Annotated in this window: 17 protein-coding genes and 1 riboswitch; of the genes, 12 read left to right on the top strand and 5 right to left on the bottom strand. The window is 67.7% G+C overall.

Features of this window, described 5'->3' with window-relative positions; all coding sequences use genetic code 11:
- Positions 1 to 23: 23 nt before the first annotated feature.
- Positions 24 to 338: a DUF3263 domain-containing protein gene (locus Mth01_RS10585; protein WP_204015260.1), complete on the top strand. Its 315-nt coding sequence runs from the start codon at positions 24 to 26 to the stop codon at positions 336 to 338.
- Positions 319 to 1,134 (top strand): trehalose-phosphatase, encoded by an 816-nt coding sequence (otsB, locus tag Mth01_RS10590; protein ID WP_204015272.1) that lies wholly within the window; start codon positions 319 to 321, stop codon positions 1,132 to 1,134. Before Mth01_RS10585 ends, otsB begins: the two co-directional genes overlap by 20 nt.
- Positions 1,135 to 1,267: 133 nt before the next feature.
- On the opposite strand, the gene Mth01_RS10595 is transcribed toward otsB, so the two are convergent.
- On the bottom strand, positions 1,268 to 2,188 hold the full coding sequence (locus tag Mth01_RS10595; protein WP_204015274.1) for an oxidoreductase: 921 nt from the start codon (positions 2,186 to 2,188) through the stop codon (positions 1,268 to 1,270).
- Positions 2,189 to 2,319: 131 nt separating this feature from the next.
- Here Mth01_RS10595 and Mth01_RS10600 point away from each other — a divergent pair, with 131 nt between their 5' ends.
- On the top strand, positions 2,320 to 3,195 hold the full coding sequence (locus Mth01_RS10600) for a helix-turn-helix transcriptional regulator (protein WP_204015276.1): 876 nt from the start codon (positions 2,320 to 2,322) through the stop codon (positions 3,193 to 3,195).
- 115 nt (positions 3,196 to 3,310) lie between these two features.
- A complete protein-coding gene (locus Mth01_RS10605; RefSeq protein ID WP_204015278.1) occupies positions 3,311 to 3,514 on the top strand; it encodes a hypothetical protein in 204 nt (67 codons plus the stop codon).
- Here the strand turns inward: Mth01_RS10605 and Mth01_RS10610 are convergent.
- Entirely contained in the window at positions 3,492 to 4,742 is a 1,251-nt protein-coding gene (locus tag Mth01_RS10610; protein ID WP_204015280.1) for an MFS transporter, read from the bottom strand. The genes Mth01_RS10605 and Mth01_RS10610 overlap by 23 nt on opposite strands.
- 40 nt (positions 4,743 to 4,782) lie before the next feature.
- Positions 4,783 to 6,213, bottom strand: a complete 1,431-nt coding sequence (locus tag Mth01_RS10615) for an alpha,alpha-trehalose-phosphate synthase (UDP-forming) (protein WP_204015282.1) — start codon at positions 6,211 to 6,213, stop codon at positions 4,783 to 4,785.
- A gap of 38 nt (positions 6,214 to 6,251) precedes the next feature.
- Between Mth01_RS10615 and Mth01_RS10620 the strand changes: the two genes are divergently transcribed.
- From Mth01_RS10620 to groL, 5 genes are all read left to right on the top strand, one after another.
- Positions 6,252 to 6,797 carry an RNA polymerase sigma factor gene (locus Mth01_RS10620; protein WP_239089544.1) on the top strand — a complete coding sequence of 182 codons (546 nt, stop codon included), beginning with the start codon at positions 6,252 to 6,254 and terminating at the stop codon, positions 6,795 to 6,797.
- A 170-nt stretch (positions 6,798 to 6,967) separates the two neighbouring features.
- Positions 6,968 to 7,109: riboswitch (SAM riboswitch) on the top strand.
- Positions 7,110 to 7,123: 14 nt separating this feature from the next.
- Positions 7,124 to 8,398: a threonine synthase gene (thrC, locus tag Mth01_RS10625; protein WP_204015286.1), complete on the top strand. Its 1,275-nt coding sequence runs from the start codon at positions 7,124 to 7,126 to the stop codon at positions 8,396 to 8,398.
- A 44-nt stretch (positions 8,399 to 8,442) separates the two neighbouring features.
- Complete coding sequence (locus Mth01_RS10630) at positions 8,443 to 8,718, top strand: MoaD/ThiS family protein (protein ID WP_204015289.1); 276 nt, start codon at positions 8,443 to 8,445, stop codon at positions 8,716 to 8,718.
- Positions 8,719 to 8,975: 257 nt separating this feature from the next.
- On the top strand, positions 8,976 to 9,176 hold the full coding sequence (locus Mth01_RS10635; protein ID WP_055482725.1) for a cold-shock protein: 201 nt from the start codon (positions 8,976 to 8,978) through the stop codon (positions 9,174 to 9,176).
- Positions 9,177 to 9,548: 372 nt separating this feature from the next.
- On the top strand, positions 9,549 to 11,171 hold the full coding sequence (gene groL / locus Mth01_RS10640) for a chaperonin GroEL (RefSeq protein ID WP_204015291.1): 1,623 nt from the start codon (positions 9,549 to 9,551) through the stop codon (positions 11,169 to 11,171).
- 165 nt (positions 11,172 to 11,336) lie between these two features.
- Here the strand turns inward: groL and Mth01_RS10645 are convergent, their stop codons facing one another.
- Positions 11,337 to 11,537 (bottom strand): DUF397 domain-containing protein, encoded by a 201-nt coding sequence (locus Mth01_RS10645; RefSeq protein ID WP_204015293.1) that lies wholly within the window; start codon positions 11,535 to 11,537, stop codon positions 11,337 to 11,339.
- Positions 11,528 to 12,355 carry a helix-turn-helix domain-containing protein gene (locus Mth01_RS10650; RefSeq protein ID WP_204015295.1) on the bottom strand — a complete coding sequence of 276 codons (828 nt, stop codon included), beginning with the start codon at positions 12,353 to 12,355 and terminating at the stop codon, positions 11,528 to 11,530. The genes Mth01_RS10645 and Mth01_RS10650 overlap by 10 nt, the downstream gene beginning before the upstream one ends.
- A 221-nt stretch (positions 12,356 to 12,576) precedes the next feature.
- On the opposite strand from Mth01_RS10650, the gene Mth01_RS10655 reads away from it, so the two are divergent.
- The 3 genes from Mth01_RS10655 to Mth01_RS10665 all read left to right on the top strand — a co-directional run bounded on the left by Mth01_RS10655 (position 12,577) and on the right by Mth01_RS10665 (position 13,959).
- Entirely contained in the window at positions 12,577 to 13,089 is a 513-nt protein-coding gene (locus Mth01_RS10655) for an ATP-binding protein (protein ID WP_204015297.1), read from the top strand.
- Between the two features lie 2 nt (positions 13,090 to 13,091).
- On the top strand, positions 13,092 to 13,358 hold the full coding sequence (locus Mth01_RS10660; RefSeq protein WP_204015299.1) for a hypothetical protein: 267 nt from the start codon (positions 13,092 to 13,094) through the stop codon (positions 13,356 to 13,358).
- Positions 13,359 to 13,560: 202 nt separating this feature from the next.
- Positions 13,561 to 13,959: a hypothetical protein gene (locus Mth01_RS10665; RefSeq protein WP_204015301.1), complete on the top strand. Its 399-nt coding sequence runs from the start codon at positions 13,561 to 13,563 to the stop codon at positions 13,957 to 13,959.
- Positions 13,960 to 14,078 lie beyond the last annotated feature (119 nt).

A 14,078-nucleotide genomic window follows, 5' to 3' on the forward strand; every position in this document is an offset into this window, starting at 1 on the left:
GGCGCCCGGCGGAGGAGGAGCGGATGGACATCGAACCGATCGATGACGACGATTTCGCCTTATCCGACCGGGACCGCCAGATCCTCGCCTTCGAGCGGCAGTGGTGGCGTTACGCCGGTGCGAAGGAGCAGGCGATCCGGGAGACGTTCGGCGTCTCCGCCACCCGCTACTACCAGTTACTCAGTGAGCTCATCGACCGGCCGCAGGCGTTGGAGCACGACCCCATGCTGGTGAAGCGCCTGCGCCGGATGCGGGCCGGTCGCCGGCGTGACCGAGCCACCCGCCGCTTCGGGACGGGGCGAGAATCAGGATGGGGCCATGAAGCTCCCCACTCATGACGGTCTGTCCGCCATCCTCTGCGATCCCGCCGGAGCCGTGATCGGGCTCGACTTCGACGGCACCCTCTCCCCGATCGTGGCCGACCCGGCGGCGGCCGTCGTGCACCCCGACGCCCCTGCCGTGCTCGCCGACCTGGCCGCCCTGGTCAACGCCATCGTGATCGTCACGGGTCGTCCGCCGGGTACGGCTCTCGCGCTCGGCGCCACCCCTGCCGGGCCGTCCCTCGCCGACGTGCCCGGACTCGTCATCCTCGGCCACTACGGCATGGAGCGGTGGGAGGCGGGCCAGATCACCGCGCCGCCTCCGCCGCCGGGGCTGGACCTGGTGCGGGCCGTGCTGCCCACCGTCATCGCCGGCATGGACGGCGTTCTGATCGAGGACAAGGACCGGGCGGTGGCGGTGCACACCCGCGGATGCCCCGATCCCGCGGCGGCCCTGGCCGTGCTGAGCCGTCCGATCGAGCGGCTGGCCGAGCAGGCCGGCCTGGTGGTCGAGCCGGGGCGTTTCGTGCTGGAGCTGCGGTCGGCGGGCATGGACAAGGGCCGTGCATTGTCGGCGTTCCTCGCCGAGCGCGCGGCCAGGTCGGTCATGTTCGCCGGTGACGACCTCGGCGATCTCGCGGCATTCAAGGCCGTCGAGCAGGCGGCCGTCCCGGGCGTACGGGTGTGCAGCGGGTCGGCCGAGGTCGCCGAGCTCGCGGCGCACACCGACATCGTGGTGGACGGCCCCGCCGGTGTCGTGACCTTCCTACGCGCCGTCGTCGACGCCCTCCACCGCGGAGACTTCGCCGGTTGAACACGCAGCGGCCCTTCAGCTGCTATCGGTACCGCATGCGGCGTGGTTCGCCACGCTGGGCAGTGAGTCACGCTGCCGTACGCGGTCTGAACCGTGGAAGTCGTCGACGGGGAGGAGCCGCAAACTCGGTCGTTTACGGCCGAGAAGCTGACAGATAGCTGACGCCGGTCAGTTCCCCGGCCGCCGCCCAGAGCCGCCTGCCGACGGCCGGATCGGCCGCCTCGCGGCTGAGCCGGGCCTCGGCGACCGGGCCCCGCATCTCCCAGCGCCCGGATGGCCCGAAGAACTGGCCGCCCCGCACCCCTGGGTCGGTCGCGGCGCGCAACTGCGGCAGCGCGCCGCGTTCCACCGGCTGGGTGACCAGCAGGCCGAGCCGCGCGATCACCTGCCCGAACCGGCCGCGGTGCTCCCAGGCGCGCGGAGTGAGGTTGGTGCGGGTGAGGCCGGGGTGGGCCAGCGTGCTGATGATCGGAGATCCGGCGGCGCGCAGGCGGCGGTCCAGCTCGACGGCGAAGATCGTGGTGGCGAGCTTGGACCGGCCGTAGGCGGGAGCGGCTCGATAGCCATGTTCGAACATCAGGTCGTCGAAGTCGAGGTGGGCATTCTTGTGGGTGATCGAGCTGAGACTGACCACCCGTGGTTGAGCGGCCGCGGCCAGATTGCCGAGCAGCAGGCCGGTCAGTGCGAAGTGGCCCAGCATGTTGGTGCCGAGGTGCAGTTCGAAGCCGTCGGCGGTGGTACGGCGTGGGCCGAGCAGCACCACGCCGGCGTTGTTGACCAGCAGGTCGATCGCCGGATGGTCGGCGGCCAGCTTCGCGGCGAATGCGCGTACCGAGTCGAGGCGGGCCAGGTCCAGCTCGCGTACCTCGACGTCGCCGCCGACTCGGCGCGCAGCCTCCTGACCGGCGGCGGTGTTGCGGACGGCGAGCACGACATGGGCGCCGTGGCGGGCCAGCTCAGTGGCGGTGACCAGGCCGAGGCCCGAGTTGGCACCGGTCACGACGGCGATTCGGCCGCGCTGGTCGGGGATGCGATCGGCGGTCCATCCGGTCATCTGCTGCTCCTGAAGGTGTCGGTGCGGTTGATCGACGACGTTAGGGGCAGCGCGGGCCGGCTCGATCGTTCCCGGTTGCCTAGGTCTGCGAGACCTACCCTGGAGGTCCGGCCAGGCGGCACACTTGCGGCATGACCAATCTGTACGCCCGTGAGCTCGGGGATTTCCTGCGAGCCCGTCGCGACCGGCTGCGTCCGCACGACGTGGGCCTGGAGCCGGGCGGCCGCCGCAAGGTCACCGGGTTGCGGCGCGAGGAGCTGGCCCTGCTGGCGGGGCTGAGCGCCGACTACTACCAGCGGATGGAGCAGGGCCGGGAGGTGCGCCCGTCCGACGATGTCCTGGATGCGCTGGCCGGGGCGCTCGGCCTCGACGACGAGGAGCGCCGGCACCTTTTCACCCTGGCCCGCGCCGCCCGCCGGCCAGCGGCTGCCCGGGTGGACCGTGGTCCGGAAAGGGTGCCGGACAGCACACGGCGGCTGCTGCGGGTGATGGACACCCCGGCGGTCGTGCTCGGTCGGCACCTCGACCTGCTCGCCTGGAACCCGATGGCGCAGGCGCTGCTCGGCGACCCGGACGCCTACCCGCCCCACCGGCTCAACATGCTCCTGCTGATGTTCGACGACGCGCTGACCGGCGAGCGGAGCTGCCCGGACTGGGAGCGGCAGGCCCTGGACTACATCGGCATGATGCGCGCCGCCGTCGCCACCGACCCCACCCATCCGCGCGCCACCGCGATCGTCGGTGAGCTGAGCATCCGCAGCGCCGAGTTCCGACGGCTGTGGGCCCGGCACGACGTACGCGAGTCGGTCAGTGGCACCAAGACCTTCCGAGTCCCCGAGGTCGGCGACATCGTGCTGGACTGGGACACCTATCCGCTGCCCGGCAGCCCCGGCCCGGTCATGCTGGTCTACACCGCCGAGCCGGGCAGCGCCGACGCCGACCGGCTGCAGCTTCTGGCCTCATTGCACGCGACCCGCTCGGCGCTCGCCGGTGGGAACTCCTGCTAGACGATTGAGTCCGAGGGGCGGCCATGTTGGTCCCTCTTCACTGACGTGGAGCCGATGAGGGAGAGCGCCCGGCAGCCGGCCGGGCCGTACTGGCGTTGCGGGTGATCACTGGGCCGTGCCCCACCCTCGGCACGGGCCGGGGCACAAGGCCTACTACCGCGAGTGGCGGGGGCAGTGCGTCGGAATGAAGCCGCCGAACAAGGTGAAGACGCGCTTCTACCAGCGCGAGTGGTTCCTGCCCACCTCGAAGATCCTCGTGGTCGACCAGTGGAACACGCCGGGCCTGAGCGGCATCCTCAAGAGCGCCGCCTGGCGCTGAGCCCGCCCCCCGCGGCCAGTCCGGTCAGCGCCAGCGCGATCAGGACCGGTGCGAGGAGGAATGCCGTGTGTGTGCCGAATCCGTCGCCGAGAGCGCCGAGCACGAACGGCCCGCCGCCCGCGCCCACCCCCGCCCAGATCGAGGCGGTGCCGGTGGCCCGGTCGGGCCGACCTGCCGAGGTGTCGATGATCAGGGTGAGCGCCAGCGGGAAATGGACGGAGATGCCCATCCCGCTCAGCGCGAGTCCGGCGTAACCGGCCGCCTCGGAGGTGCCGGTCCAGAACAGCGCCCAGCCGGCCAGCGCCACCACGAGCGCGCCGAGCAGCACCGATGAGGGCCGCATCCGCAGGGTCAGCCGCGCGCCGCCGAAGCGGCCGACGGCCATCCCGGCGAGCATGGCGGTGAGTCCCTTCGCGGCGTCTCCCACGGGTAGGCCGGTCCGCTGCGCGAACAGTTCGACCGCCCACAGGTTGAACGAGAACTCCAGGGCCACGCAGCACAGCAGTACGGCCCCGGCCAGGTGGAAGCGCCAGCCGTACGGAACCCTCGGCGCGGCGGCGGCCGACGGCGCCGGGGAGGTGGCTGGTGCCGGAGGCGCCGGGGAGAGGCTTGATGTCGGAGAGACGCTTGGTTGAGAGATCGGGACCGGCGTGGACGCCGGAGTCGGCACCCAGACCCGGCCCATGATCAGCGCCAGCAGCACGGTGGCGGCGACGGGGATGCCGAGCGCGGGCCGCCAACCGGTCGTCGATCCGGCCATGAGGCTGAAGACGTAGGTGACGGCGATCCCCGCGATGACGCCGAAAGCGTTGGCCTCACTGATCGCCGCCGGTCCGGCCGCGCCGTGGTGGTCGCTCAACACCGCCATGACCGCGTAGAGCGCCATCGAGCCGCATCCGCCCGCCACTGTGTAGCCGAGCAGCGTGTACGGCAGTGCGTGGCCGAACATGACGATCAGGACGCCGGCGTTCATCCCGGTCAGGCCCGCCCAGGTGATGGCTCGCCGCCCGAAGCGGGCGACCAGCGCCGGCAGGAACAGGCCGCCGACGATGCCGCCGACCGCCATGCCGGTGCCGTGCAGCCCGGCGACCGCCTGCGAGACGCCGAGTTCGTCGCGGAGCGTGGGCAGCGCGGCCGACATTCCGTACAAATAGGTCGCGAACGTGGCGAGCTGGAGATAGACCAGCCAGGTGGGGAGATCGCGACTGAGAGTCTTGTTACGGTCCAAAGCCAGGCAAGGCTAGCGCAAATCCGTAATCCGCGAATCTTCAGCAACGATCCAGGGCGGCGAGCTGATCGTCGAACCAGCGCCTCGGGGGGAACGCGGTCGCCGCCTCCCGTAGCCGGGCGCAGCGCCCGGCCCGATCCTCCTCAGGCAGCAGCAGCGCCTCGTGTAGTGCGGCCGCCGTACCGGAGACGTCGTAGGGGTTGACCAGCAGCGCGTCGGCGCCGAGCTCCGCCGCGGCGCCCGCCTCGCGGGAGAGCACGAGCGCGCACCGCCTGGACAGGATCGGTCCCTCCTTGGCGACCAGGTTCATGCCGTCCCTGATGGGGTTGACCAGCAGGACGTCGGCCAGCCGATAGGCGGCCAATGATCGCGGATAGTCGTCGTGGACGTTGAGGATCAGTGGATCCCAGTCCTCGGTGGCGAACTCGTCGTCGATCTCCTTGGCGCACCGCTGCACGGCCGCCGTGTACTCGCGGTATTCAGGCAGGTCATGCCGGGACGGGTAGGCGAAGGCCAGATGCACCACCTTGCCGTGCCACTCCGGATGCCCGGCCAGGAACTCCCGGTAGGCGGTGAGGCCGCGCACGATGTTCTTGGACAGCTCTGTCCGGTCGATGCGGACGATCAGCTTGCGGTCGCCGACCATGTCCTTGATCGCGGCGATGTGCGACTCGACGTCGGGCTCGGCGGCACGTGCCCGCAGCGCCTCGCCGTTCACGCCGAGCGGGTGCACGCCGATGCGGACGGTCCGGCCGCCGAAGCTGACCGTACGGCTCTCGCGATCGACCCTGGCGCCGAGGAAGACGGCGCAGCAGTCCATGAACGCCTCGGCCCAGCGGGTGGTGAGGAAGCCGGCGTGGTCGGATCCGAGGATCCCCGACAGCACCTCGACGGCGACGTCGTCGGGCAACAGCGAGAAGTACTCCGGCGGCGCCCACGGCGTGTGGGAGAAGTGGGCGATCCGCAGGTCGGGCCGCTCGACGCGGAGCATCGCCGGGGCCAGGGTCAGGTGGTAGTCCTGCACCATCACGCGGGATCCGGGCCCGGCCTCCTCGGCGAGCGCGAGCGCGAAGGCGCCGTTGTACTCCCGGTAGGACTCCCACTCGCGGCGGAAGCGCATGCCGAACTGCGGCGTGAACGGTGTGTTGTAGAGCAGGTGGTTGACGAACCAGAGGGTCGAGTTGGCCACGGCGTTGTAGGCCCGGTGGAAGACCGCCGGCGAGATGTCGAGCATCCGGACCGGCCCGGCGTCGAACGCGCGGTCGAGCCGCCCGCCGGGCGCGAGCCGTACGGCGCCGCGGTCGCCATCGGACAGCGCGGCGCAGACCCACAGCAGGTCACCGTCCCTGGCCACCTCCGACAGCCCGGAGACCAGGCCGCCACCGCCCCGGCGCATGGTGAGCGTGCCGTCGTCCGACATGGAGAACGACACCGGCCCCCGGTTGGAAGCGATCATAACCTGGCTGCTCATGAATCAATAGGATGTCAAAAGGAGGGGCGGAAACGGCAATGGACGAGACAACTGAGGATCTGGCCAGGGCGGCCGCCGGGGGCGATCATCGATCACTCGGCGAACTGCTCCGCCGGATCGAGCCCGACGTGCTGCGGCACTGCGAGCGACTTCTACCCTATCGCCAGGACGCCGAGGAGGCGTGCCAGGACACGCTGCTCGCCGTGGCGCGCAACATCGGCAGGTTCGAGGGCCGGGCCAAGTTCAGCACCTGGCTGCACATCGTGACCGTCAACTGCACGCGGACCACCTACCGCTCGTTGAAGCGGCGCGCGGCCGAGCAGGCGGAGGAACTGCCCGAGCAGCGTCCCGATCCTCGGCGGGTCAGCGTCATCGCCGGATCGCGGCTCGATCTGCTGGACGCCATGGAGTCGCTGGAGGCGGACAAGCCCGATCTCGCTCAGGCGCTGGTGCTGCGCGACATCTGCCAACTCGATTACATGGAGATCGCCGAGCAGCTCGGCATCCCGCTCGGCACCGCCAAATCGCGGATCCACCAGGCCCGCAAGTACGTGCAGTCGGCACTCGGCGACGCCTACGGGTGACCTGCCCGATGCCGGGCTCGCGTACGGAGAGTGGGACGATCTGTCTCGCATATTGAGAAGCGGGATCGGATCCCGGGAACGCCGGGGTACAGTGCTTACGGACGTTCTCCTATGCCATTCGACGACTCGGGACACGACCTGGGACAACTGAACGTCCACACAACTGAACATGCTCATCCAGAGGGGTGGAGGGACCGGCCCTGCGAAGCCCCGGCAACCCTCCCGTGACCGAACTCGTGACCACGAGGCCCGGCCGGGACAGGGTGCCAATTCCGGGCTCGCGGTCAAGGTGGTCGCGAGCGAAGATGAGGGAAGGGCCTCGCTTCATGGCGCACACCAATGCCCCCGGTTCCAGCACCACGACCAGTTCTGAGTTCGGCCCCGCCACGGGTCTGTCCTGTCGCGAGTGCGGCACCGTCTACGATTTGGGGCCGATCTTCGCCTGTGCCGAGTGTTTCGGGCCGCTCGAGGTGACGTACGACTTCGGCGATGTCCGCCGCGAGGACATCGAGTCGGGACCGACGAACATCTGGCGCTACCGGTCGCTTCTGCCGGTTCCCCCGGACGTGGCGGCCAAGCCCAATCTCCAACCCGGGTGGACCAAGCTGGTCAAGGCGGACAGGCTCGCGGCCGAGCTGGGGCTACGCTCGCTGCACATCAAGGATGACTCGGGCAACCCCACCCACTCTTTCAAGGACCGGGTCGTGGCGATCGCCCTCGAGGCGGCCAGGACCTTCGGTTTCCACACGCTCTCCTGCTCCTCCACCGGCAACCTGGCCGGCGCCGTCGGCGCCGCCGCCGCCCGTGCCGGCCTCGACTCCTGCGTGTTCATCCCCGCAGACCTCGAGGCGGCCAAGGTCACGATGGCCTCGGCGTACGGCGGCCGCCTCGTCGGCATCCAGGGCACCTATGACGAGGTCAACCGCTTCTGCTCGGAACTGATCGGCGACGAGCTCGGCGAGAAGTGGGGCTTCGTCAACGTCAACCTCCGGCCTTACTACGCGGAGGGGTCCAAGACGCTCGCGTACGAGATCGCGGAGCAGCTCGGCTGGCGGTTGCCCGACCAGATCGTCATCCCGGTGGCCTCCGGTTCGCAGCTCACCAAGGTGGACAAGGGCTTCCGTGAGCTGATCAGGCTCGGCCTGGTGGAGGACCGTCCGTACCGGATCTTCGGCGCCCAGGCGGAGGGTTGCTCACCGGTCTCAAGGGCGTACAAGGCGGGGCACGACGTGGTGCAGCCGGTCAGGCCGGACACGATCGCCAAGTCGCTGGCGATCGGCAACCCGGCGGACGGGCCGTACGTGCTGGACATCGCGCGGCGCACGGGCGGTGCGGTGGAGGACGTCGACGACCACGAGGTGGTCGAGGCCATCCGTCTGCTGGCGCGGACCGAGGGAGTCTTCGCCGAGACCGCCGGCGGCGTGACGGTCGGCGTGCTGCGCAAGCTGGCGCGCGAAGGCCGGCTCGACCCGGACGCCGAGACCGTCGTACTCAACACGGGTGACGGGTTGAAGACGCTCGACGCGATCGCCGAGCAGGCCCGCCCGGCGGCCGTCATCCGGCCGTCTCTCGACGCGTTCCGTACGGCTTTCGCCAACTGACCGCGTTTCCCTGAGCCCACTTCGAACCACGAAAGCGAGTGAAAATGAGCGTTTCTGTACGGATTCCGACGATTCTGCGCACATACACGAATGGGGTCGCGGAGGTGTCCGGAGAAGGCGCGACGCTTCGCGAGGTCCTGCAGAAGCTGGATGCGGACTATCCGGGCATCGGAGGCCGAATTCTGGACGAAACGGGCAAAATACGGCGTTTTGTCAACGTCTATGTCGGAGAAGAGGATGTCCGATTTGCCGAGGGGTTGGACACCTCCACGCCGGACGGCGCGCAGATCTCGGTGATCCCGGCCGTCGCGGGCGGCTGAGCCTCTCCGCACCTACAGAGCGCCTGACCTGGGCATTTGTCATTGCCCAAGTCGGGCGCTGCCCGTCAAATGGTGCAATTATCAACTATCGCCCACTAAAGTGAATATTCCCTGATCCTGCGTTGAGCGAACACCTCGTAGTAGTTTGCGGATTTACTCTGTTGTCCGATGCCTTGACACGGGTATCGTCGAGGACGATCGACGAAAACCGGGGGCTTCTTGGGTGTGGTCCCCCGCCCAGCAAGAGGAGTCGGAAAGTGGCGCAGGGCACCGTCAAATGGTTTAACGCGGACAAGGGCTACGGCTTCATCGCGGTAGACGGTGGCAAGGACGTGTTCGTTCATTACTCGGCGATCCTGATGGACGGCTACAAGTCGCTTGAGCAGGGACAGCGGGTGGAGTTCGACATCACGCAGGGACAGAAGGGTCCGCAGGCGGAGGCCGTCCGGGCCGTCTGATCTTGGGCGTGTTCGGCACGTCATGTCCTGCCCCGCGTGGGACGGCGTTGCCGAACACGCCCTTGTCGCTCGACCATCGCGAGGCCCGGTTCGCTCCTGGCGAAGCCGGGCCTTCGTCGTTCCACAATGCTGTGTCAGGGGCGTGTCAGTGGAGTCTTCGCTGGTCAGCGCGTTGGAAACGCCCTGAGTCGGGATGGCCTGCGCTTGCACTCGCAGGGGTAGAGTGCTAAATACATGGTTGGCACTCTGAGGTCGAGAGTGACAACAACAGGATCGAGACGATGGGGTCCCCGAAGGGAGAGCGGGCCCATGCCGTCGCGGGCGTCGGCTCGGTCCAGTGGAAGCCACCCTGCTACTGGGAGGTCTAGCCTGATGGCAGCCAAGATGATCGCGTTTGACGAGGACGCCCGGCGCGGTCTCGAGCGCGGTATGAACCAGCTCGCCGACGCCGTGAAGGTGACCCTCGGCCCCAAGGGCCGCAACGTCGTGCTGGAGAAGAAGTGGGGCGCCCCCACGATCACCAACGATGGTGTCTCGATCGCCAAGGAGATCGAGCTCGAGGACCCGTGGGAGAAGATCGGCGCCGAGCTGGTCAAGGAAGTCGCCAAGAAGACCGACGACGTCGCCGGTGACGGCACGACCACCGCCACCGTGCTCGCCCAGGCGCTGGTACGTGAGGGTCTGCGCAACGTGGCCGCGGGCGCCAACCCGATGGCCCTGAAGAAGGGCATCGAGGCCGCCGTCGAGCGCGTCAGCGAGGAGCTCTCCAAGCTCGCCAAGGACGTGGAGACCAAGGAGCAGATCGCCTCCACCGCCTCCATCTCCGCCGCCGACCCCGAGATCGGCTCGCTCATCGCCGAGGCGATGGACAAGGTCGGCAAGGAAGGCGTCATCACCGTCGAGGAGAGCAACACCTTCGGCCTGGAGCTGGAGCTCACCGAGGGCATGCGCTTCGACAAGGGCTACGTCTCCGGCTACTTCGTCACGGACCCTGAGCGCATGGAGGCGGTCTTCGAGGACCCCTACATCCTCATCGTCAACTCCAAGATCTCTGCGAACAAGGACCTGCTCCCGCTGCTCGACAAGGTCGTCCAGTCGGGCAAGCCGCTGGTCATCATCGCCGAGGACGTCGAGGGTGAGGCCCTGGCGACCCTGGTCGTCAACAAGATCCGCGGCCTGTTCAAGTCCGTCGCGGTCAAGGCTCCGGGCTTCGGCGACCGCCGCAAGGCCATGCTGGGCGACATCGCCATCCTCGCCGGTGGCCAGGTCATCTCCGAGGAGGTCGGTCTCAAGCTCGAGAACGCGACCCTCGACCTGCTCGGCCGGGCCCGCAAGGTCGTCATCACCAAGGACGAGACCACCATCGTCGACGGCGCCGGCGACCCCGAGCAGATCTCCGGCCGGGTGAACGAGATCCGTGCCGAGATCGAGCGGACCGACTCCGACTACGACCGCGAGAAGCTCCAGGAGCGTCTCGCCAAGCTGGCCGGCGGCGTCGCCGTCATCAAGGCCGGCGCGGCCACCGAGGTCGAGCTGAAGGAGCGCAAGCACCGCATCGAGGACGCCGTCCGCAACGCGAAGGCCGCCGTTGAGGAGGGCATCGTCCCCGGTGGTGGCGTGGCCCTGCTGCAGGCGGGCGCCAAGGCCTTCGACAAGCTGGAGCTCGGCGGCGACGAGGCGACCGGTGCTGCGATCGTCCGCAAGGCGCTCGAGGAGCCGCTGAAGCAGATCGCCGTCAACGCCGGCCTCGAGGGCGGCGTCGTGGTGGAGAAGGTCCGCAACCTTCCCGCCGGCGAGGGCCTCAACGCGGCCAGCGGCGAGTACGTGAACATGTTCGAGTCGGGCATCCTCGACCCGGCCAAGGTGACGCGCTCCGCGCTGCAGAACGCCGCCTCCATCGCGGCGCTGTTCCTCACCACCGAGGCCGTCATCGCCGAGAAGCCCGAGAAGGAGAAGGCCCCCGCCATGCCCGGCGGCGGCGAGATGGACTTCTAAGTCCTGCTCTCTCCTGAAGAGCTGCGAGAAGGGGTGGCTCCCGGTCTTCCGGGATCCACCCCTTCTCCCGTTCTCCACCGCCGGGTTCGCCGGGCGGCTTGCCCCTAAAAGTCAGCGCCCGATCGATGAGGAGATCGGGCGCTGTTACTCGCTTGGTGGCAGGCGTTACTGGTCGAACTGTCCGTCTTTGATGCCGTTGATGAAGGCTCGCCACTCTCCGGGCGTGAAGAGGAGTTTGGGGCCGTCAGGGTTCTTGCTGTCGCGGACCGCGACCACCCCCGGCAGGTTCGCGGCCACCTCGACACACTGACCGCCGTTCGAGCCGGAGCGCGAGGACTTCCGCCACTGTGCGCCGGTCAGATCCATTGCGCCATCACTTCCTTGATCATATTGAGCGATACGTGTTCAGGATAGGCCCACGAGCGGATGGATTCGTACCTGTTCCAGATAGAGGACACCAGCTCAGGGGTAGCGGAGACAAGCCCCTCGGCGGCCGAATCCGCGTGGATGGCGGAGGGTTCACCGCCGGACAGCTCGGCGATCATAAACGCACCGATCAGTCCCGTGACGCATCCGGGATCGACTATCTGAACGGTCACGTTGGAGCGTTCGGCGACCTCCAAGAGGTACCCGAGCTGTTCGTGCATCACATCGGGGCCTCCGATGAGACGCCGTAACACACCTTCGTCGATGAGAACGAGGAGCAGCGGGGGATCGCTCCTGTCCAGGATGGAACGGCGTTGCAAGCGGGCCTGCAATCGCTCGTCCACCACCTGCGGTGTGACGCGGGGCTCTCTTGCGAGCAGATAGCGGGCGTATGCCTCGGTCTGCAACAGGCCGGGTACCAACAAGGGATCCCAGCTTCGAAGGACAGTCGCGCGTGGCTCGATCTCGTCAAGCCAGCCCATGAACCATCTCGGTCCGCCCGGATTAGACGTTATTCGCTTATATAGTCCGACAAAATATTCTTTGTCTGATAAGCCGAAAAGTCGGTCGAGTATCTCGGCCTGCTCTGGTTGCGGCGTCCGTAGAGCTTGTTCGATGCGACTGACCTGCGTCTGCGTACAACCCAGCCGAGAGGCCAGGGCCGATTGAGACAGTCGGGCGGCCTCACGTAGGCGGCGCATCTCCGCGCCGAAACGCGCCTGGGGTGAGGCGCCATCACTGGGGGATTCAGCGCTCATGTTTCCTCCAACTGTCACCGTTGCAGGCCATCAACGTAGCACCTATGCCAAACTCACTCCAGGAAAAAACCCGCATCCGTCATCACTTGGCGTGCTCTGGGCTTGGAAACCGCTTCGGTTCTGCTCCGCATGGAGGCAGTCTAAGCACATGCTGCCCTGTCGGGTGGCTGTTGATCGCGAGCGTGAAGCACTGTCCATACCAGAAACGAGACGATGGCAGCATGGCGTTGGCGACAAGCTATTATCTCCTGAATTCGGTCATTCTCGGTGGTATACCGGAATCGGTGACGGCGGCGCGCGCATTCATCAGGGAAGCTCTGGGAGAGAATCACCCCGCCGTCGAAATCGCGATGCTGCTCGGTTCGGAACTGGTCTCGAACGCGATAAGACACTCGCGTTCGGGGCGACGGGATGGCGGACGGCTGACGGTGGCTGTAGTCGTCGCAGCCGGCGTGATCCATGTCGACGTGATCGACGAAGGGTCCACGGACGCGATTCCGGAGATCCCCCTACAGATCGACGAACTCAGCGAGAGCGGTCGTGGGCTGTGGCTGGTACGCGAACTGTCGTCGGCCTGGGGCTGGCGGGACCGCGCGACAGGCCGCGTCGTGTGGTTCGAGGTGAACGGGCCAGACGGCGCAGCCGTTCCTGACCATTCCCGCTCGTGCCAATCCGCCCGGGCGGCTGGCCCAGTCGCTGGTCGCTACCACCAAATCCGAGCCGGGAAAGACTGATCGTGATCGCACTCGTGCTCTGGGCACGCGGCCTCTGGTCTTTCATTCACGCCAGCGACGGCACCTCCATCTGGAGCTATACCCGCGCCGGAGTGCAGGTCCGAGAGAAGTGGACGGCCGGCGAGGAGATAATTATGGATACCACGATCAACCTTGCCGGCCGTGCTGAGGCGATGCGGTTGGCCGGTCGGCACGCCGAGTTGCATGCTGCCGGATGGTGCTTGCACTCGATCAAGGCGGACGCCCGCATTCCGTCAATGCGCTCCTAAGACCCGGTCCTGAGGAGTTACCCTTGGTGCTTATGACAAGATCGCACCAGCTCAAAACCAGAAACCGTCATTATTTGGCATCATTTGGGCTTGGAAATTGCTTTGGTTCTGCCGCACATGGCGGCAGCCTGAGAACGGTACAGAGCATTGAGCGGGTCGAAGGGTTGCTCCGTGCTGACATACGCCTCAAGGATGACGAGACATGTCCCTCGCGAGCGGCACAGCGGTTCAGGCGAAGTTCCCACCCGGCATCTCGGCATGGCTGGCCCCCGCCCGACGGCGGCATGCGTTTTCCAATCATGAAGACCAGTTGCGCCGCCTGCGCCGCTGGCTGGAACCCCTTCTGCCCGGCCGCCCCGCCCGTGACGATGTGATCCTGGTCGCGGTGGAACTCGGGGGGCCAACGATGCCGGATCCGACATGGAGCCGCATCTGGTGGAAGATCCGATGGCAGAGCACGGTCGCGGGCTGCGCCTGGTTCGGCTTCTCGACCCTGCAATGGTGGGCGCTTCCCTGCCGCCCCGACAGCAATCGGCTATTGACCGCACCGTCCGCTCCCGCGCTTGCGCGGCTGCTCGACCAGCGGCGACACGACACATGAACGGCCAGCGCCTCGATGCTCCATCCAGGGAGACCCACCCGGGGGAGAGTCCACCCTTGATCGTTTCTCTCGCCGATCCTCAGATCCCCATCCGCAGCCGCGCCGCCCTAAGGGGGCTT

The organism is Sphaerimonospora thailandensis (assembly GCF_016863115.1).
Classification (GTDB): domain Bacteria; phylum Actinomycetota; class Actinomycetes; order Streptosporangiales; family Streptosporangiaceae; genus Sphaerimonospora; species Sphaerimonospora cavernae.

Coding starts and splice junctions, on each gene's coding strand:
- Mth01_RS10585 (WP_204015260.1), top strand. CDS start 24: ATGGACATCGAACCGATCGATGACGACGATTTCGCCTTATCCGACCGG.
- otsB (WP_204015272.1), top strand. CDS start 319: ATGAAGCTCCCCACTCATGACGGTCTGTCCGCCATCCTCTGCGATCCC.
- Mth01_RS10595 (WP_204015274.1), bottom strand. CDS start 2,188: ATGACCGGATGGACCGCCGATCGCATCCCCGACCAGCGCGGCCGAATC.
- Mth01_RS10600 (WP_204015276.1), top strand. CDS start 2,320: ATGACCAATCTGTACGCCCGTGAGCTCGGGGATTTCCTGCGAGCCCGT.
- Mth01_RS10615 (WP_204015282.1), bottom strand. CDS start 6,213: ATGAGCAGCCAGGTTATGATCGCTTCCAACCGGGGGCCGGTGTCGTTC.
- Mth01_RS10620 (WP_239089544.1), top strand. CDS start 6,252: ATGGACGAGACAACTGAGGATCTGGCCAGGGCGGCCGCCGGGGGCGAT.
- thrC (WP_204015286.1), top strand. CDS start 7,124: ATGGCGCACACCAATGCCCCCGGTTCCAGCACCACGACCAGTTCTGAG.
- Mth01_RS10630 (WP_204015289.1), top strand. CDS start 8,443: ATGAGCGTTTCTGTACGGATTCCGACGATTCTGCGCACATACACGAAT.
- groL (WP_204015291.1), top strand. CDS start 9,549: ATGGCAGCCAAGATGATCGCGTTTGACGAGGACGCCCGGCGCGGTCTC.
- Mth01_RS10645 (WP_204015293.1), bottom strand. CDS start 11,537: ATGGATCTGACCGGCGCACAGTGGCGGAAGTCCTCGCGCTCCGGCTCG.
- Mth01_RS10650 (WP_204015295.1), bottom strand. CDS start 12,355: ATGAGCGCTGAATCCCCCAGTGATGGCGCCTCACCCCAGGCGCGTTTC.
- Mth01_RS10655 (WP_204015297.1), top strand. CDS start 12,577: ATGGCGTTGGCGACAAGCTATTATCTCCTGAATTCGGTCATTCTCGGT.
- Mth01_RS10665 (WP_204015301.1), top strand. CDS start 13,561: ATGTCCCTCGCGAGCGGCACAGCGGTTCAGGCGAAGTTCCCACCCGGC.